Genomic DNA, 18,661 nt, shown 5'->3' with positions numbered 1-18,661 from the left:
GAGTGAATATAAAGAAAATCATATTCATTACAGTAGGGTGGATTGCTGTTGGCTTAGCTTTTCTTGGCGCTATTTTACCCGTCATGCCAACGACCTGTTTTTTATTATTAGCGGCATGGTGTTTTTCGCGTTCCTCACCACGCTTTCACAACTGGTTGCTATATCGTTCATGGTTTGGCGGGTATTTACGTCACTGGCAAGCGCATCGCGCGCTACCAAAAGGTGTAAAACCGAAAGCTATGACGTTAATCGTTATTACGTTTGCCTTCTCGATTTGGGTGGTCAGCTATGGTTGGCTAAAAGTCGGGCTATTTTTAGGGATGTGTTGGTTGCTGATTTTTATGTACCGTTTACCTGTCGTCGATGTGTTAAATTCAGATCAGAATAACGAAGGTTTGTAATCAGGAAAGCTGTCACTCAGCAAGAGGCTGAGTGACAGATAAATCATTCAGGCACTTTAATATAGCGGTTAAAAACATACTCAAGGTTATCTAATAACCAAGTTTTTCCACTAATATCTTCTTCGGTGAGCACCTGTCTAACAATTTCGGGCGTCAATAGCTGTTCAGCTTCATGGGACAACGGCCAATAACTAATATGCCAAGGTTCTTCCGCTATACCTGCATTGGTGGCGGTGAAAGGGCGGTAGAAATCAAAGGTCGCCATATTGTCGGTTAACCAGTGATTAAGCTCAGCAAAATAACCCCCTTCTTGATATTCCCAAGGTTCTAATTGCAAGGTTTGCCCTGCAGGAATACGTAGTGGGTCGTAAACATCAATCTCAGTTCCCCAGTGGTGACGGCTCGCCCCGGGTAATGCAGACCAATGCAAGATTGCCTCACATAATTCGCCTTCCGTTAATGTTGAAATATCTAATGGCTGGCTATGGGTATCAAGAACAGGGCGCTTACCTGCAAATTTTTCATTCCAAATAATTTGCTGGCGAGCAAAATCACGAAAAGCACTGGCGGATTGTAGCTTAAACCCTGCGCGTGCCGCAGCTTGCTGCATGGCAAGAAACGCTTTAGTGGTATTAAACTGTAGGCGATGATTACCGCCCAAAGTCACTAAATGGTCGGTGGAGCGCCCAGTCAACATTTCGATGGAGAGAGTCATAGTAATAGTAGTTCCATGATGCGTTCGTAGATAACGGCAATCTGTTGCAAATCATCGACGTTAACGCACTCATCCACTTTATGGATCGTCGCATTCAAAGGGCCGAGTTCGATAACATGGGTTCCCATTTGGGCGATGAAACGTCCGTCAGAGGTGCCGCCACTGGTGGATAAGGTGGTGGCATGTCCCGTCACTTCTTGGATGGCTTGCACCGTTGCACTCACTAATTCGCTGTCACCCGTCAAGAATGGTTGACCCGATAAGAACCAATCTAAATGATAATTCAGTCCGTGGCGCTCTAACATGTCTGTCACGCGTTCGCGGATCATGGTATCGGTCAGTTCGGTACTAAAACGGAAATTAAATTGCACTTTTAGCTCACCGGGGATGACGTTATCGGCACCAGTACCCGCATTGATATTGGCGATTTGCATGCTGGTAGCTGGGAAATATTGGTTGCCATCATCCCATTTAGTGGAGACTAACTCTTGCAGAAAGCCGGTTGCACGATGTACTGGGTTATCAGCAAGATGTGGGTAGGCAACGTGTCCTTGAGTACCCAAAATAGTTAAGTGTGCGGTGATAGAGCCGCGACGACCATTCTTAATGATGTCACCAAGTGCAGACTGGCTGGATGGTTCTCCCACTAGGCAGTAATCGACTGGTTCATTACGGGCTTGCAAGGTTTCAACAACTTTCACGGTACCATGGGTAGCTTTCGCTTCCTCGTCAGAGGTAATTAAAAACGCAAGACGACCAGTATGGTTAGGGTGTTTTTCTACAAAGCGCTCGGCGGCAACCACCATGGCGGCAATGGAGCCTTTCATGTCGGCAGCACCACGACCGTATAAATGTTGGTTAATAATTGTTGGGGTAAATGGCGGAGTTTGCCATTTACTGTGATCGCCTGCAGGGACGACATCGGTATGACCCGCAAAGGCGAGGGTTTTGCCATTATTGCCACGGTGAGCCCAAAAATTGAGAGTATCCCCAAATGGCATTTTTTCCACCGTAAAGCCGATTTTATTCAAACGTTCGATGAGTAAATCTTGGCAACCTTGGTCATCCGGGCTGATAGAGGGACGGGCGATAAGTTGTTTTGCAAGTTCAATGACAGGGCAGTTCATTGAGTCACCTTTTATTTTGTGAATTTTTTGTAGTCGTCGGCATTAAACCCGACAAGGTAATGACCATTAGCAGAAACAAGAACAGGGCGCTTGATCATCGCAGGTTCAGCCAGTAAGACTTTTTTCGCGCTATCAGCATCGACAACTGCATTTTTCTCTTCATCGCTGAGCTTACGCCAAGTTGTACCGCGTTTATTCACCAAGGTTTCCCAATCGATGTGTTGCAAAAATGTAGAAAGGAGTGCATCAGTGATGCCATCAACACGGTAATCATGGAATTGGTAGCTAACTGCGTTATCGTCTAAGTAACGGCGAGCTTTCTTAATGGTATCGCAGTTTTTAATTCCGTACATGATATAAGGGGATGCAGGGGTGTTGGACATATGATTTTCCTCTAATGGCGAACAATGTATGCCCTACATAATGCGGGAAAATACAATTATGGTCTACCCCTTTGAATCGAAAAGATTTATTAATCTAATAAGCGATTTAATAATAACTAAGGCAGAGTTAATATTCATAATATTATATATAAATAATAAAATAATTAATTTAGGAAGCTTACGTTAATTAAATTAAATCAGATGAATTTATTTTGAACGCATGTATATTAAACTGGCTTCTAAACGAGATCGAACTCGTAATTTCTTTAAGACATTTCGGATGTGAACTTTAACGGTTTCTTCAGAAATAAATAATAGTTGAGAGATTTCTCGGTTTTTTAATCCAGCTGCCATTTCGTGCAATATTTCGCATTCACGGCGAGTTAATGTGGAAAGAGGATCTTTGGATTGATGCCGGGTAATCAGATGCTGATAAACTTTTTCGCTAAATACATGGTGCCCCTCCATTGCTTTTTTCATACTATTAAGCAGCATATCGAGTTCGCTATTTTTTAATAAATAGCCTTGAGCACCTGCATCGATAGCGGCGTAGATATCGGTTTTCATCGTTGAGAGTGAAAGAACCAGCAAATAACTGTTAGCGCAATGCTTACGTAGTAATCGAATCGTCTCGAATGTTTTATTACCATGAAGAATAGTATCTATCAGTATCATATTGGGTTGTTTGCTGGTAGCGATATTCAGCGCTTCTTTACTATTTGAAACCTCCGCCGTTACGTCAAAGTCAGCTTTTGATTTTAATAAATGAGATAGTCCAAAACGAAAGATAGGATGTTCATCGATAATCATAACCGTATAATTAGACATAGTGGGTTCCTTTTTTATGTCTGACAACTTATTAGATTAACTAGAATTGATATAGTTAAAATATAATATATTTAAGATTACATGAAATCATTATTCTTAATTGATAAATTAATTAGCTGTATAAAAGCATGAATAATGGAAGCGAAAACTATGAAGCTGGATATATTTAAGGCTAAAAAGAAACGAGCTTTCGAATAATACATTAATTTCAAAAAAATAATAACTAAGATTGAAAAAAATTAAAGTGATTTAAAAAATGATATGAATAAAAATAATAACAATATTGTGTATCTCTAGAAATTCACCATTGTATTTTTGTGGCAAATCCGTGTAAATTCCTTGTAAATGAAAGATTTTTCTGGAAATCATAGGCGTGATCATGATTTGCTAACAAGATGTGTTTATACTGTGATGGCTCTTACCTTACCAAATTTTGAAAGGACTTGATGATGGATGATAAATTAAAACAAAGTGCTCTCGATTTTCATGAGTTTCCTCATCCTGGGAAAATTACTGTAACACCAACCAAACCATTAACCACGCAACGTGACCTAGCTTTAGCGTATTCCCCGGGCGTTGCCGTACCTTGCCTAGAAATCGCAGAAGAACCTCTAAAAGCGTATCGCTATACAGCGAAAGGTAACCTTGTGGGTGTTATCTCTAATGGTACTGCGGTACTAGGCTTAGGGAACATCGGTGCATTGGCAGGTAAACCTGTCATGGAAGGGAAAGGGGTACTATTTAAGAAATTCTCGGGTATTGATGTTTTCGATATTGAAGTCGATGAAACCGATCCTGATAAACTGATTGATATCATCGCGTCGCTGGAACCAACATTCGGCGGTATCAACCTCGAAGATATTAAAGCGCCAGAGTGCTTCTATATTGAACAAAAATTACGTGAACGCATGAATATTCCTGTGTTCCATGACGACCAACACGGAACCGCAATTATCTGTACTGCGGCGGTGATTAATGGTCTGCGCATTGTTAAAAAAGACATTGGCGATGTTCGTTTAGTTGTATCCGGTGCGGGTGCCGCATCGATTGCCTGTATGAACTTATTAGTGGCGTTAGGATTAAAGCGCGAAAATATCACCGTTTGCGATTCAAAAGGGGTGATTTATAAAGGTCGTGATGAGCGAATGGATGCGACTAAAGCCGCGTATGCCATTGACGATAACGGTCAACGCACATTAGCGGATGCTATTCCTGATGCTGACATTTTCTTAGGTTGTTCAGGCCCTCGCGTGTTAACACCAGAAATGGTGAAAACCATGGCAAAAGACCCACTGATCTTAGCATTAGCTAACCCTGAGCCAGAAATTCTGCCACCATTAGCGAAAGAAGTTCGCCCAGATGCCATTATCTGTACAGGTCGTTCAGACTACCCGAACCAAGTGAACAACGTACTGTGCTTCCCATTCATCTTCCGTGGCGCGCTGGATGTCGGCGCAACAACAATCAACGAAGAGATGAAGCTGGCTTGTGTTTACGCTATCGCGGACTTAGCGCTGGCGGAGCAAAGTGAAGAAGTTGCATCAGCGTACGGTAACCAAGATTTATTCTTTGGCCCTGAATATATCATTCCAAAACCATTTGACCCGCGCCTTATCGTGAAAATTGCGCCAGCAGTGGCAAAAGCGGCAATGGAATCAGGCGTTGCGACACGTCCAATCACGGATATGGATGCATATGTTGAAAAACTGAATCAGTTTGTCCATAAAACAAACTTATTTATGAAGCCAATTTTCTCTCAAGCGAAAAAAGAGCTAAAACGCATCGTATTAGCGGAAGGGGAAGAAGAGCGTGTATTACATGCGACTCAAGAGCTGGTTTCCCTTGGCTTAGCATTCCCTATTCTGGTTGGCCGTCCTAGCGTAATTGAAATGCGTATCCAAAAACTGGGTCTGCATATTGAGCTAGGTAAAGACTTTGAAGTGGTCAACAATGAAAATGACCCACGCTTTAAAGAGTACTGGCAAGAATATTATCAAATCATGAAACGTCGTGGTGTTTCTCAAGAAATGGCGCGTCGCGCATTAGTTGCTAACCCAACGATTATCGGCGGTATTATGGTTCTGCGTGGTGAAGCTGATGGGATGATCTGTGGTTCAATCGGTAGCTACAGTGAACACTACCAAGTCGTCAAAGACTTGTTCGGTTTCCGCGAAGGTGCGCATACAGCTGGGGCAATGAATGCCTTGTTATTACCAACCGGTAATACCTTTATTGCCGATACTTATGTGAACGAAGATCCAACGCCAGAAGAGTTAGCGGAAATCACGTTAATGGCAGCGGATACGGTTCGTCGATTTGGTATTGAGCCTAAAGTGGCGCTGTTATCTCGCTCAAGCTTTGGTTCTTCAGATTGTGGTTCAGCACAAAAAATGCGCGATACACTGGCATTAGTGAAAGCGCGTGAACCAAACTTGGAAATTGACGGTGAGATGCATGCGGATGCGGCGTTGATTGAGTCAATCCGTAAAGATGTGATGCCAGATAGCCCGCTGAAAGGCTCAGCGAACTTACTGATTATGCCAAATATGGAAGCAGCGCGTATTAGCTATAACTTGCTGCGCGTGACAAGTTCTGATGGTGTCACCGTGGGGCCTGTGCTAATGGGGGTTGCAAAACCTGTCCACGTCTTAACGCCTATTGCATCTGTTCGTCGTATTGTCAACATGGTGGCGTTAGCCGCAGTGGAAGCTCAAACGAACCCACTGTAATTAGCATCATTATAATAGTTTCTCGAATGATTGATTAATCATCGAGTTCCGCATAAAGACTTCCATTGTGGTTAATGGGAGTCTTTTTTATTTGAAAATGATTATCATTATCTGTATTTTGAATGACTTCAAAGTCACTATATGGAAAAGATAATGATATCAGCACGTTCTTTGAATTATTTAACGAAAAAACCCTCACTGTTGAGTTTAGGGATGCTTTTCGTTTTGAGTTTCACACAGTTAGGATGTACCTCACAAACACCAAAACCCGCCCAACAACTGGATCCCCAACTCACACAAACCGGCAAAATCATTGATTTAGATTCGGGCAAATCCATCACTCCTCAGCAGTTAATTCAAGAGCTTGCTGCCTCACCTCGCGTGATTGTCGGGGAGAAACACGACAATATTTACCATCATCAAATCGAGCAGTGGGTCGCCCAAGAAATGCAGAAAATACGCCCCCAAGGTGCGGTGTTACTGGAAATGCTTACCCCTGATCAACAAAGTCGAGTAAACAATGTTCAAAAACAGATGCAGGGGAACCCGTATATTCGGGATGAAAAACTGCAAGAGGTTATACATTGGAATAGTGGTTGGCCGTGGGCGCAATATGGGGAACTCGTGAAGTATTTACTGGCTCAGCCATCCCCAGTTTTAGCGGCGAATATTAACCGAGATGCTGTACTGAAGGCTTATGACAATCCGCCTACGCTCACTGGAACACATTCAACGCAGCCCGTTATTCAGGAACTGATCAGCGAAACCATTAAACGCTCACACAATGGTGAGTTGGATGATAAACAAGCGGAAAAGATGCTGGTGATCCAGCAACTAAGAGATAGGGCGATGGCTCAAGGATTATTGGATGCTCCGGCACCCGCATTGCTATTTGCAGGGGGTTATCATGCAACGCGAGCGATTGGTGTGCCGTTACATGTACTCGATTTAGCGCCAGATGAGTCATTGAAAGTATTGATTCTTTCGGAGCAAGGCGAGGAAATCGATAACTTGCATGCAGATTATGTGTGGTACACGCCGAAATAATCAACAAGTGCGAGCAATATGATGATTTAAAATCGTTAATTTTGTGAAGTAATCATCACATTTATTTACAAATAATTTCCATTTGCATTCGTTATTAATTATCATTTGCAACTCTGTAAAAGCACGTAAGATGAATATGAGCACAATAACGTTTGAAAGTGGGTATGTGAGTAGAACCTCCAAAATGGGCGGCTGGCTGGTTTTAGCCGTGGCACTGCATATTGTCATTGTGGGTTTTTTTATCTGGATAACACACAATGCGCGATGGGAGGAGTCACTGCCGCCCCCTTCAGTGGTGATGGAATTATCTATCGAAGCACAAGCTAAACAATTAACGGAAGTGAATATTGGTCAAACTCAAGAGCTGGCTGTGGCGAGTGAATCCCATAAAGCGCAAGCAGAAGAAGCCATTATTCCCCCATTGCCTGTTAATGAGCAAGCGGAAGTGCAGTTGACGAAAACAACGGCGAAAAAACCAAAGCCCGAGTTAAAAAAACAGAAACAAGAGCAGCAGCAAGTGAAGAAGGTGCAAACCACAGATTCGAAAGCCAGCGATGCGCCAGTGACCAGCGATGCGGCGGCACTCGTCCAAAGCCAGCAAATTGCTGCGGAACTTAATAGCCAGTCCGAAGCCCTTGATAGCCTACAAAAACAGTGGGAAGCGATGGTGCTTGGAAAATTGAATAAATATAAACGTTACCCTGAAGATGCAGGAAGGCGTAACCGCATAGGGAAACCGGTGGTGATGTTTACGGTAGATAGCCAAGGTTTTTTACTTGATAGCAGTTTAGTGAACTCATCAGGCACACGTTCTTTAGACAAAGAAGCGCAGCAGGTGTTATCTCGCGCGGCGCCGTTACCCGTACCGCCAGCAGAAATTCTCAAGAATGGACGGATAACGGTTAGGTTACCTATTGATTTTACTCTTAATGATAAATAGATTGGACTCACCATGCGTCATAAAACCATACATAATAAAACCATGCGTAATAGAATCACCACTTATTGCGTGGTTACACTACTTGGGTTATATGCGGCCAGCAGTGCTGCGGAGGACAAAATGCTAGCACCAATAGCGAAAAAACAGCCCCACACTATGACTATCCATGGGGATCAGCGCGTCGATAACTATTATTGGTTAAGAGACGATAACCGTGAAGCCCCAGAGATCCTTGAATATCTGAATCAAGAAAATACCTATACCACGCAGCAGCTTGAATTGGGTGAGCCATTAAAACAGGAAATTTACGACGAATTATTATCTCGCGTAAAGCAAGATGATGAGTCGGTGCCATACAATTACAATGGCTATACATACCGTTCTCGCGTTGTCGCCGGTAAAAACTACTCCATTTATGAAAGACGCCCTATTAATAGTGATGGCGAATGGACAGTTTTGGTTGATGGTAACCAACGCGCGGAAGGCACTGAATATTACCGAATGGGGGCGTTAGCCATTTCCCCAGATAACACCACGATCGCGATTGCTGAAGACCGCCAAGGTCGTAATGATTATGCGGTTTCGTTCCGCAAAGTTGATGATGCAAAGTGGCAAGAGAATGTCCTAACTAACACCTCCGGCAATATTGTGTGGGCAAATGATAATCGCACACTGTTTTATGTTAATAAAGACAAACAAACACTGTTGCCTTATCAAGTGGTTAAACACCAATATGGAACGGCGCAATCTACTGATAAATTGGTGTATGAAGAGAAAGATGATACTTACTATGTCAGTTTAGCGAAATCCACCTCTAAAGATTATATTCTGATTGGGATCACTAGCACCGAAACGTCAGAATATCGCCTTCTGGATGCGAACCAACCGGAACGTGATGCGGTAGTACTACAACCTCGCAAAACGGGTGTGGAATATTACCCTGATCATTTCAACGGTAAATTCTATATTCGTTCTAATCATCAGCATCCATTATTTGGGTTGTATATTGCGGATAATGCCACGGCACCATGGGTGAGTTTTATCGCACCTCGCGATGATATAGACCTTGAAGATTTTGCATTATTTAATAACTGGTTGGTGATTGAAGAACGTCAAAACGGCTTAGTGAATATTCGTCAAATTAGTTGGTTAACCCACAAAGAACATTCTGTGAGCTTTGATGACCCAGCTTATATGGCGTGGATTGGTAACAACCCAGAGCCAGATACTGATAAATTACGCTACGGCTACTCCTCCATGACAACACCATCCTCGGTGTATGAAATTAATATGCTGACTCAAGAGAAACAGCTATTAAAACAAGAGGAAGTGAAGGATTTCAATAAAGCGAATTATCAAAGCGAACGTATTTGGATCACTGCCCAAGATGGGGTGAAAGTACCGGTTTCATTGGTTTACCGTAAAGATAGTTTCAAACAAGGTAAAAACCCACTTCTGGTCTACGGCTACGGTGCATATGGATATGGTATCGACCCGTCATTCAGTTCTTCTCGCTTATCCTTGCTTGACCGTGGATTTGTGTATGCTATTGCCCATATTCGTGGCGGTGGGGACTTAGGAAAGAATTGGTATATTCAGGGTAAAACGGTCCATAAAATGAATACCTTTACGGACTTCATTGATGCGACTAACGCGTTATTGGCACAAGGCTATGGGGAAAAAGGCCATGTCTATGCCATGGGCGGTAGCGCTGGCGGCTTGCTGATGGGTGCTGTCGTCAATATGACACCTGATTTGTATGAAGGCGTGGTCTCTGCGGTACCATTCGTGGATGTCGTAACGACGATGCTAGACCCATCTATTCCGCTGACCACCGGTGAATACGATGAGTGGGGCAATCCTGAAAATGAGGAAGATTACTGGCGTATTAAAGCTTATAGCCCGTATGACAATATCAAAGCTCAGCATTATCCGCATATTTTGGTCACCACGGGGTTACATGATTCCCAAGTACAATATTGGGAACCGGCAAAATGGGTGGCAAAACTGCGTGATCTGAAACAAGGCAATTCTTTATTGTTATTAGAAACCAATATGAATGCCGGACACGGTGGAAAGTCCGGTCGTTTTAATGCCTTGGATGATATTGCCAGAGAATATAGCTTTATTCTGATGTTAGAAAATAAAGCGAAATATTTTCCAGATTTAAAATAGCGTTACCCATAATAAGTAACCAAAATAAGGTTACCAAGGATTAGTTGTGAAGTTATAAAAACTTACAACTAATCCTATTCGCAGAAAACATATTTATTCTGCGTTTGCAATGTGAGCGGCTGTTTTATCAGTACGTTTACAGGAATGGTTTAATGAATAATAAAATAATAATCATGGTAGCTGGGACTATTTCCGCTAGCTTCCACGGCTTCGCTTTGTCTGAAAATACACAGCAGACAAATAAGCAGAAAGATGATGTGGTTAATTTTAGCCAATTAAAAGTGTCGGGCGCACAAAAACAAACGCCGTTGGTCAAAGCCTTGGAAAAACCGGGGGCCTATAGCGCAGTCGGTACCGAAAATAAATTACAATCCATGGATAAAATTATCCGTTCGATGCCCGGAACCTATACCCAAATGGATGCGAGCCAAGGCACCATCAACGTGAATATTCGCGGGCTGAGTGGCTTTGGGCGCGTAAACATGATGGTGGATGGTGTCACACAGAGCTATTACGGAATATCGCCGAGTAAATTCACTCACGGCATGCAGCCGAGCAATGACTTTGGTTCACTTATCGACCCTAACTTTATTGTGGAAGTTGAGGTAGAAAAGGGGCAATTGAATGGTAGTAACAGTGTTAACGCCTTAGCGGGAAGCGCCAACTTTCGGACCTTATCTATTGATGATGTGATTTTCAAAGATAATTTGTGGGGAGTACGTAGCAAAGGGAGCTGGGGAGATAATGGACTCGGCTATAACGGCATGGTTTCGGTTGCGGGAAAAACGTTATTAAATGAGGGTGACGGTTATTTTGGCGGCTTAATTGCTGTGAGTGGGCACAATATCCCAGGCAGTTATAAAAATGGTGATGGATTTGATACGGATGAATTTGCAACCGACCCGACATTCAAACAAAAACCGCAATCTCAATTAACTAAATTAAAATATAAACCGAATGATAGTCATGAAGTCGAATTCAGCGGCCGATTTTTACAAAACAAATTAACTAGCCGTAAGATTAACAGCGAAGATTATTACCTTAAATATAAATACACGCCAATCAATGAATTGATTGATGTGGAAGTGCTGGCGAGCCATGGATTTAATACTCAAAAATTCCAAGGAGAGCCAATTGGCGGTGCATTAAAAGACGCAGAATCAGAAAACAAATCTGACAGTATTAATATTTCCAATACCAGCCGTTTTTCTTATGGCGACACTGATTTTAAGTGGCAGGTTGGTTCGAAATTAATGAAGACTAAATACCAAAAAATCACAAAACCGGTAGAAGATCCAAACACAATTACTTACAACCCATTCTCACCGAGTGGTACACAAGATATTACGAGCTTGTATACGCAATTTGAGGCGCAGTACGATATTTATACTGCTACATTCGACCTCAATTATTTAAATTATCGCGTTCAAGGATATAAACCCGCTTGTGATGAAACCGAGAAATGCTTCCCTCAAGAAGCGAGTACGTTAAATCTGCGAGAAAGTGGCATTAACCCCGGAGTGTTAGTTTCTGCACAAATTATTCCTGAATTTCAGCCATTTGTGAGTTATGCGCATTCAATGCGTGCGCCGAACTCTCAAGAAGCCTTTTTCTCTCAAAATGGCGGTCAGAGTATGAACCCATTCCTAAAAGGGGAAAAAGCACAAACTTGGCAAATTGGTTTTAATAGCTTTAAGCCAGATTTAGTGGTGGAAGGAGACCAGTTTAATCTGAAAGCGCTGTGGTTCCACACTCATATCAAGGACTACATTACCAGTAAATCCTTCATGCTATGTCGTGCAACTTCTCAAGAAGAATTTGATTGGTGCTTAATTAACGACGATGTGTGGGATAAAGAAAATCCAGATATTTTCCAACGTGCAGATATGTATGTGAACGATCCTCGGGATGTCAATTTGCGCGGCTACGAGTTGCAAGCGAACTACGATGCTGGGGTATTTTACTCCATGGTTTCTTACACCAAAGAGTCTGGCAAACAACCGGTATCAATCAACAGTACATCGGTATTTAGTGCAGGGGACTTTACCCAATTACCTGAATATTATGTGACTTTAGATTCGGGTGTTCGCCTGTTTGATGAAAAACTGACCGTAGGCTCGACAGTGACATGGACGGGGCCATCTAAACGTATCAGCCCAATTCCTGACGGTGACATGAACGGGGATGCGATGACGGAGAAGTATGAAAAACAGCCAACTATAGTTGACCTGTATGCAGACTATGAAATCAATAAACACTTCAAGTTAATGATGGCGATTAATAACCTCACTAATGAAAACTACACCGACGTGTTAAACCGTGCAAACTCTGGCGCAGTGATGGAAGAACGTGGCAGAAATAATGAAACGGGAAGAGGGCGCAGTTATATGATTGGCGGTCAAGTGCGCTTCTGACCAATAGATAGTTAACGGAAAGCGTTTAGTATTTTTAGCCTTACTCACTAAGGAAGATTGATAGGCTGATTATCTAAACGCTTTCAATATTGGCTACGCCACTCTCAGTTTGTCCCTTTGGATTCATTACAATCAATGAATAAGAATGTGGAGATTGCAATGAAAACAACCAATAAAATCAATGTGCTTGATTTAATTTCGCCAGAGATGCAAAAAGTAATTCAATACTATGAGCAACAGACATCGGTGGAGCCAACCGACGGAAGTTATGAAGCTCAGCGCCTTGCTTATAATGAAGATCGTCGTTATTGGAATGCCAATGCTCCGGAGCTCTTTCGTGTTGAAGACATGACGGTTAAAACTGCTAAATGTGACGTTGTCACGAGAGTGTATCATCCTATTGAACATACGCCTGCTACACTATTTTATTTGCATGGTGGCGGGTTTATCCTCGGTAACCTCGATACCCATGACCGAATTATGCGTTTATTAGCATTGTATTCAGGCTGTACTGTGATAGGTGTTGATTATTCGCTTTCCCCTGAAGCTCGTTATCCTCAAGCGATTGAGGAAGCGGTAGCGGTATGCCAATTTTATTCTCAACACGCTGAAAAATATTCGTTGAATATGCACCGCATTGGGTTTGCGGGGGACTCTGCTGGAGCGATGTTATCCCTTGCTACCGTATTATGGTTACGGGATAAACAAATCTACTGTGGTGATGTTTGTGCAGTTTTACTGTGGTATGGATTGTATGGCTTACAAGATTCCAGCAGTCGCCGTTTGTATGGCGGTGAATGGGATGGGTTAAGACGAGAAGATCTCCAAGAGTATGACAATGCTTACTTCGGCGAACAAGGAAGCCGTGAAGAGCCTTACTATTGCTTGTTTAATAATGACCTTACGCGAGATATTCCACCTTGTTTTATTGCGAGTGCGGAATATGATCCGTTACTTGATGATAGCGTGACATTATTTCAAACGTTTCAATCGCATAAAATACCTTGTGAATACCGAATGTATCCGGGGACACTGCATGCCTTTTTACATTACTCCCGCATCATGCCAACGGCGGATAATGCCATTCTAGATGGTGCGGAATATTTGAAAAAACAGCTATTTGGTTGATCTTTTCGCTCGAACCTTCTGAATATTGGTCACTTGGCTTTCAACCCAACCATCATTTAAGCGAGTTTTGAGCTGTTGGCCTAATTTCACTTGGCTGGTTTTTTTCAATACAGCGCCTTCAGCGGTTTCGCTGATGCTGAAACCTCGGGCGAGGGTAGCAAGCGGGCTAACAGCCTCCATTTTGGAACAGGCAACAGCAAAACGCTGGCGGTAGTTATTCACTAACTGAGTCAGCATATTTTGTAAATGATACTGCGTTTGCTGCAATTGGCGCTGTTGGCGTTGTAATTGAGGGCGCAGGTCATTTTGCATCAAGCGGCGTTGGTTTTTATCGAATTTAAAGGTGGCCGATTGTAGCTGGCGGCTGATGGCATTGGTCAGTTTTTGGCGTAAGGCTGAAAGCTGATTTTGTTGCCGAGCAAGGCGTAATTGCGGGTGTTGCTGTTGTAAACGGTGCTGAAGACGTGCGAAACGTTGCTGCTGTGCCGCCAAATAATAATCCATCGCCATCTCTAGGTGCTGTTGCCCTGATTTCAATTGGCGAAGCATCTCGGTTTGATTGCGACTGACAAGCTCCGCGGCTGCCGATGGCGTAGGTGCACGTACATCGGCAACATAATCGGCGATGGTCACATCCGTTTCATGCCCAACGGCGCTAATGATCGGTAATCGGCTAGCAAAAATGGCACGTGCCACGATCTCTTCATTGAATGCCCATAAATCTTCCAGTGAACCGCCACCACGCCCCACAATGAGAACGTCGCATTCATTACGTAGGTTTGCGAGTTCGATGGCTCTGGCGATTTGCGCAGGCGCTAAATCCCCTTGAACAGCTGTCGGGTAGATAACCACGGGTAGGGATGGGTCACGGCGATGTAGGATATTTAAAATATCATGCAGGGCAGCACCGGTTGCAGAGGTAATAATCCCCACGCGTTTTGCTGGAGATGGCAAGGCTTGCTTGTGAATAACATCAAATAACCCTTGGGCATTAAGGGTTTGTTTGAGTAGCTCGAAGCGCTGTTGCAGTAGACCTTCACCAGCGGGTTGCATGCTTTCGATGATTAGCTGATAGTCTCCACGCGGCTCATACAGTGTGACAGTGGCACGGACTAACACCTGCTGCCCATTTTGTGGACGGAAGGTGACGCGAGTATTTTGCCCACGGAACATCGCCGCGCGAACTTGGGCACGATCATCTTTGAGTGTCAGGTACCAATGTCCCGAACTTGGCTGCGAAAAATTGGAAATTTCGGCCGTTAACCAAATTCGTCCCATTTGGGTATCAAGAAGTTCTCTTACCGTTTGGTTGAGCTTGCTGACTGAGTAAATTGCGCTATTTTGTTGAGTCGACATGTGAGCTAGATCAAATTTTAAAACAATGACTTAATTGACTGATACTAACGTAGCCGACGGACTTATCAAGTTTTTTTTGAAAAAAGTGCTGGAAGCAACCGATTACGGTGTGTATAATGCCGCGGCAATATTTTATACCTTTCATAACGCTGCCTGGTGGGATATTGCCTATGTTACGCATTAAAAAAGAAGCACTAACTTTCGACGATGTTTTACTCGTCCCTGCACACTCAACTGTACTGCCAAACACGGCAGATCTGTCCACTCAACTGACCGCAAAAATCCGCCTGAACATTCCTATGCTCTCCGCAGCGATGGATACTGTCACCGAATCTGATCTGGCTATCGCACTGGCTCAAGAAGGTGGTATTGGATTTATCCATAAAAACATGTCCATTGAGCGTCAAGCTGAAGAAGTCCGCCGTGTGAAAAAACATGAAAGCGGCGTGGTGACTGATCCTGTCACTGTTACCCCAGAAACCACAATTCGTGAAGTGCAAGAAATGGCTGAACGCAATGGTTTCGCAGGTTATCCTGTTGTCTCTAAAGATAATTCTTTAGTGGGTATCATTACAGGTCGTGACGTCCGTTTCGTAACGGATTTAGACCAACCAGTGACTGCGGTGATGACGCCAAAAGAGCGTTTAGTGACCGTGAAAGAAGGCGAAGCACGCGAAGTCGTTTTACAAAAAATGCATGAGCAACGTGTTGAGAAAGCTTTAGTTATCGATGATAACTTCCATCTGTTAGGTATGATCACCGTTAAAGATTTCCAAAAAGCAGAACGTAAACCAAACGCATGTAAAGACGAGCAAGGCCGTCTGCGTGTAGGTGCGGCTGTTGGTGCTGGCGCAGGTAACGAAGAACGTGTTGATGCATTGGTTGCAGCAGGCGTTGACGTTCTGCTCATTGACTCATCACACGGTCATTCTGAAGGGGTTTTACAGCGTATTCGTGAAACTCGCCAAAAATACCCTGATTTACAAATCATTGGTGGTAACGTTGCAACAGCTGAAGGCGCGAAAGCGTTAGCAGACGCGGGTGTTAGCGCAGTGAAAGTGGGTATCGGCCCAGGTTCAATTTGTACAACTCGTATCGTCACTGGCGTGGGTGTACCTCAAATCACGGCAATCGCTGAAGCAGCGGGCGCATTAGAAGGCACTGGCATTCCTGTTATTGCAGATGGTGGTATCCGTTTCTCTGGTGATATTTCTAAAGCTATCGCGGCTGGCGCTGCGTGTGTGATGGTCGGTTCCATGTTTGCAGGTACCGAAGAATCTCCTGGTGAAACTATCCTGTTCCAAGGCCGTACCTATAAAGCGTACCGTGGAATGGGTTCTCTGGGCGCAATGTCTAAAGGTTCTTCAGACCGTTATTTCCAATCTGATAACGCAGCAGACAAACTGGTTCCAGAAGGTATCGAAGGTCGCGTGGCTTACAAAGGTCGCTTAAAAGAGATCATTCACCAACAAATGGGTGGTTTACGCTCATGTATGGGTCTGACAGGCTGCGGTACTATTGATATGCTGAGAACGAAAGCTGAATTTGTGCGTATCAGTGGTGCGGGTATTCAAGAAAGTCACGTTCATGATGTGACTATCACTAAAGAGTCTCCTAACTATCGCTTAGGGCAGTAATTATTGTTTAGGATAATAACGCCATTTCGGGGCGCTATTATCCTTTAAAACAGTAATCGAAAAGTTTCAGGGTGGCACACATGTTGATGGTGTCACCACCTTTTATTTTGACTTGAATTGCTGGAATTCTCCTCAAATGACTACAAATATCCATAAGCATCGCATTCTTATTCTTGATTTCGGCTCTCAGTATACTCAGCTGATTGCGCGTCGTATCCGTGAAATTGGCGTCTACTGTGAACTGTGGGCGTGGGATGTGACCGAAGAGCAAATCAGAGAGTTTAATCCTAACGGGATTATCTTGTCTGGTGGTCCAGAAAGTACGACAGAGGCTGATAGCCCACGTGCACCAGAGTATGTATTTAATGCGGGCGTGCCTGTTTTAGGTATCTGCTACGGCATGCAAACTATGTCCATGCAATTAGGTGGCGCGGTTGAAGTGTCTGGCGAACGTGAGTTTGGTTATGCGAACGTTGAGATTCTGGAAGATTGCGACCTGTTCCGCGACATCCAAGATGCGCTGAACGAAGATGGCAAGCCAGTTTTAGATGTGTGGATGAGCCATGGCGACAAAGTAACTGCTATTCCATCTAGCTTCAAAACGATTGCAAGCACCCCAAGCTGCCCGTATGCCATCATGGCGGATGTTGAGAAACGTTTCTACGGTGTTCAGTTCCACCCAGAAGTGACTCACACTCATCAAGGTTTAAATATTTTAAAACGTTTCGTATTGGATCTGTGCCAATGTGAAGCGTTGTGGACATCAGCGGCGATTATCGAAGATACCGTTGCTCGACTGAAAGAACAAATCGGTGATGACCATGTTCTGTTAGCACTGTCTGGCGGTGTAGATTCTTCTGTCACTGCGCTGTTATTAAATCGTGCGATTGGTAAACGCCTGACTTGCGTATTCGTTGATAACGGCTTACTGCGTTTAAATGAAGCTGATCAAGTCATGGAAATGTTCCAAGGTAAATTTGACCTGAACATCATCCACGCGAAAGCAGAAGACCGCTTTATGAACGCACTGGCTGGCATTTCAGATCCAGAAGCGAAACGTAAGAAAATTGGTCACGTATTTATCGAAGTATTCGATGAAGAGTCGTCTAAGCTGCCAAATATCAAATGGTTAGCACAAGGAACGATTTACCCAGATATTATCGAATCTGCGGCATCAGCAACAGGTAAAGCGCACGTTATTAAATCTCACCATAACGTGGGTGGCTTACCGGAAGATATGAAACTGGGTCTGGTTGAACCTTTGAAAGAGCTGTTCAAAGACGAAGTGCGTAAGATTGGTCTGGAGTTAGGCCTGCCATACGATATGCTGTACCGCCACCCATTCCCGGGTCCAGGTTTAGGTGTTCGTGTTCTGGGTGAAGTGAAGAAAGAGTATTGTGACTTGCTGCGTCGCGCAGATGCTATCTTTATCGAAGAGCTGCACAAAGCTGATCTGTACAATAAAGTTAGCCAAGCATTCACCGTATTCTTACCAGTGCGCTCTGTTGGCGTAATGGGCGATGGCCGTAAGTATGACTGGGTTGTTTCTCTGCGTGCAGTTGAAACCATCGACTTTATGACTGCTCATTGGGCTCACTTGCCATATGACTTCTTAGGCCGTGTGTCTAACCGCATTATCAATGAAGTGAATGGCATTTCCCGCGTAGTTTATGACATCAGCGGCAAGCCACCAGCGACCATTGAGTGGGAATGATTTAGCTATAATCGATAGCGATTTTTAGAAATCATTAATATTAAAGGCATCAGTTACTTACTGGTGC

14 protein-coding genes are annotated in these 18,661 nt (G+C 43.7%); 9 read left to right on the top strand and 5 right to left on the bottom strand.

Going from position 1 to position 18,661, the window contains the following annotated elements; translation table 11 throughout:
• Positions 1 to 8: 8 nt before the first annotated feature.
• Positions 9 to 401 carry a DUF454 family protein gene (locus H0913_RS10640; protein WP_181478752.1) on the top strand — a complete coding sequence of 131 codons (393 nt, stop codon included), beginning with the start codon at positions 9 to 11 and terminating at the stop codon, positions 399 to 401.
• Positions 402 to 444: 43 nt separating this feature from the next.
• Here H0913_RS10640 and H0913_RS10635 read toward each other — a convergent pair whose 3' ends face one another.
• From H0913_RS10635 to H0913_RS10620, 4 genes are all read right to left on the bottom strand, one after another.
• Positions 445 to 1,116, bottom strand: coding sequence for a M15 family metallopeptidase (locus tag H0913_RS10635; protein WP_154603655.1), 672 nt, complete (start codon positions 1,114 to 1,116; stop codon positions 445 to 447).
• Positions 1,113 to 2,243, bottom strand: coding sequence for a succinyl-diaminopimelate desuccinylase (gene dapE, locus H0913_RS10630; protein ID WP_154637729.1), 1,131 nt, complete (start codon positions 2,241 to 2,243; stop codon positions 1,113 to 1,115). The genes H0913_RS10635 and dapE overlap by 4 nt, the downstream gene beginning before the upstream one ends.
• Positions 2,244 to 2,254: 11 nt before the next feature.
• Positions 2,255 to 2,626, bottom strand: a complete 372-nt coding sequence (locus H0913_RS10625) for an ArsC family reductase (RefSeq protein WP_154637728.1) — start codon at positions 2,624 to 2,626, stop codon at positions 2,255 to 2,257.
• A 207-nt stretch (positions 2,627 to 2,833) separates the two neighbouring features.
• Complete coding sequence (locus tag H0913_RS10620) at positions 2,834 to 3,454, bottom strand: LuxR C-terminal-related transcriptional regulator (RefSeq protein ID WP_154603657.1); 621 nt, start codon at positions 3,452 to 3,454, stop codon at positions 2,834 to 2,836.
• Positions 3,455 to 3,903: 449 nt separating this feature from the next.
• On the opposite strand from H0913_RS10620, the gene maeB reads away from it, so the two are divergent.
• The 6 genes from maeB (at position 3,904) to aes (ending at position 13,887) form a co-directional block, all read left to right on the top strand.
• A complete protein-coding gene (gene maeB / locus H0913_RS10615; protein WP_036953259.1) occupies positions 3,904 to 6,183 on the top strand; it encodes an NADP-dependent oxaloacetate-decarboxylating malate dehydrogenase in 2,280 nt (759 codons plus the stop codon).
• A gap of 153 nt (positions 6,184 to 6,336) precedes the next feature.
• A complete protein-coding gene (locus H0913_RS10610; protein ID WP_282552275.1) occupies positions 6,337 to 7,230 on the top strand; it encodes a ChaN family lipoprotein in 894 nt (297 codons plus the stop codon).
• 136 nt (positions 7,231 to 7,366) lie between these two features.
• A complete protein-coding gene (locus tag H0913_RS10605) occupies positions 7,367 to 8,170 on the top strand; it encodes an energy transducer TonB (RefSeq protein WP_181477224.1) in 804 nt (267 codons plus the stop codon).
• 42 nt (positions 8,171 to 8,212) lie between these two features.
• Positions 8,213 to 10,345, top strand: a complete 2,133-nt coding sequence (locus tag H0913_RS10600) for a S9 family peptidase (protein ID WP_181478750.1) — start codon at positions 8,213 to 8,215, stop codon at positions 10,343 to 10,345.
• A 152-nt stretch (positions 10,346 to 10,497) separates the two neighbouring features.
• Positions 10,498 to 12,759 carry a TonB-dependent receptor domain-containing protein gene (locus H0913_RS10595; protein ID WP_181477223.1) on the top strand — a complete coding sequence of 754 codons (2,262 nt, stop codon included), beginning with the start codon at positions 10,498 to 10,500 and terminating at the stop codon, positions 12,757 to 12,759.
• Positions 12,760 to 12,918: 159 nt separating this feature from the next.
• Positions 12,919 to 13,887: an acetyl esterase gene (gene aes / locus H0913_RS10590; protein WP_181477222.1), complete on the top strand. Its 969-nt coding sequence runs from the start codon at positions 12,919 to 12,921 to the stop codon at positions 13,885 to 13,887.
• On the opposite strand, the gene xseA is transcribed toward aes, so the two are convergent.
• Entirely contained in the window at positions 13,876 to 15,243 is a 1,368-nt protein-coding gene (gene xseA / locus H0913_RS10585; protein WP_154603663.1) for an exodeoxyribonuclease VII large subunit, read from the bottom strand. The two genes, aes and xseA, sit on opposite strands and share 12 nt — an antisense overlap.
• Before the next feature lie 170 nt (positions 15,244 to 15,413).
• On the opposite strand from xseA, the gene guaB reads away from it, so the two are divergent.
• On the top strand, positions 15,414 to 16,880 hold the full coding sequence (gene guaB / locus H0913_RS10580) for an IMP dehydrogenase (RefSeq protein WP_036953269.1): 1,467 nt from the start codon (positions 15,414 to 15,416) through the stop codon (positions 16,878 to 16,880).
• Between the two features lie 136 nt (positions 16,881 to 17,016).
• A complete protein-coding gene (guaA, locus tag H0913_RS10575) occupies positions 17,017 to 18,594 on the top strand; it encodes a glutamine-hydrolyzing GMP synthase (protein WP_154603664.1) in 1,578 nt (525 codons plus the stop codon).
• Positions 18,595 to 18,661 lie beyond the last annotated feature (67 nt).

Source organism: Providencia rettgeri, from assembly GCF_013702265.1.
GTDB classification, from domain to species: Bacteria; Pseudomonadota; Gammaproteobacteria; order Enterobacterales; family Enterobacteriaceae; genus Providencia; species Providencia zhijiangensis.
The sequence above is the reverse complement of the archived record's forward strand: the minus strand, read 5'-3'. Positions and strand labels throughout refer to the sequence as shown.

Coding starts and splice junctions, on each gene's coding strand:
- H0913_RS10600 (WP_181478750.1), top strand. CDS start 8,213: ATGCGTAATAGAATCACCACTTATTGCGTGGTTACACTACTTGGGTTA.
- guaB (WP_036953269.1), top strand. CDS start 15,414: ATGTTACGCATTAAAAAAGAAGCACTAACTTTCGACGATGTTTTACTC.
- aes (WP_181477222.1), top strand. CDS start 12,919: ATGAAAACAACCAATAAAATCAATGTGCTTGATTTAATTTCGCCAGAG.
- H0913_RS10620 (WP_154603657.1), bottom strand. CDS start 3,454: ATGTCTAATTATACGGTTATGATTATCGATGAACATCCTATCTTTCGT.
- H0913_RS10605 (WP_181477224.1), top strand. CDS start 7,367: ATGAGCACAATAACGTTTGAAAGTGGGTATGTGAGTAGAACCTCCAAA.
- H0913_RS10610 (WP_282552275.1), top strand. CDS start 6,337: ATGATATCAGCACGTTCTTTGAATTATTTAACGAAAAAACCCTCACTG.
- dapE (WP_154637729.1), bottom strand. CDS start 2,243: ATGAACTGCCCTGTCATTGAACTTGCAAAACAACTTATCGCCCGTCCC.
- H0913_RS10595 (WP_181477223.1), top strand. CDS start 10,498: ATGAATAATAAAATAATAATCATGGTAGCTGGGACTATTTCCGCTAGC.
- H0913_RS10635 (WP_154603655.1), bottom strand. CDS start 1,116: ATGACTCTCTCCATCGAAATGTTGACTGGGCGCTCCACCGACCATTTA.
- guaA (WP_154603664.1), top strand. CDS start 17,017: ATGACTACAAATATCCATAAGCATCGCATTCTTATTCTTGATTTCGGC.
- H0913_RS10625 (WP_154637728.1), bottom strand. CDS start 2,626: ATGTCCAACACCCCTGCATCCCCTTATATCATGTACGGAATTAAAAAC.
- maeB (WP_036953259.1), top strand. CDS start 3,904: ATGGATGATAAATTAAAACAAAGTGCTCTCGATTTTCATGAGTTTCCT.
- xseA (WP_154603663.1), bottom strand. CDS start 15,243: ATGTCGACTCAACAAAATAGCGCAATTTACTCAGTCAGCAAGCTCAAC.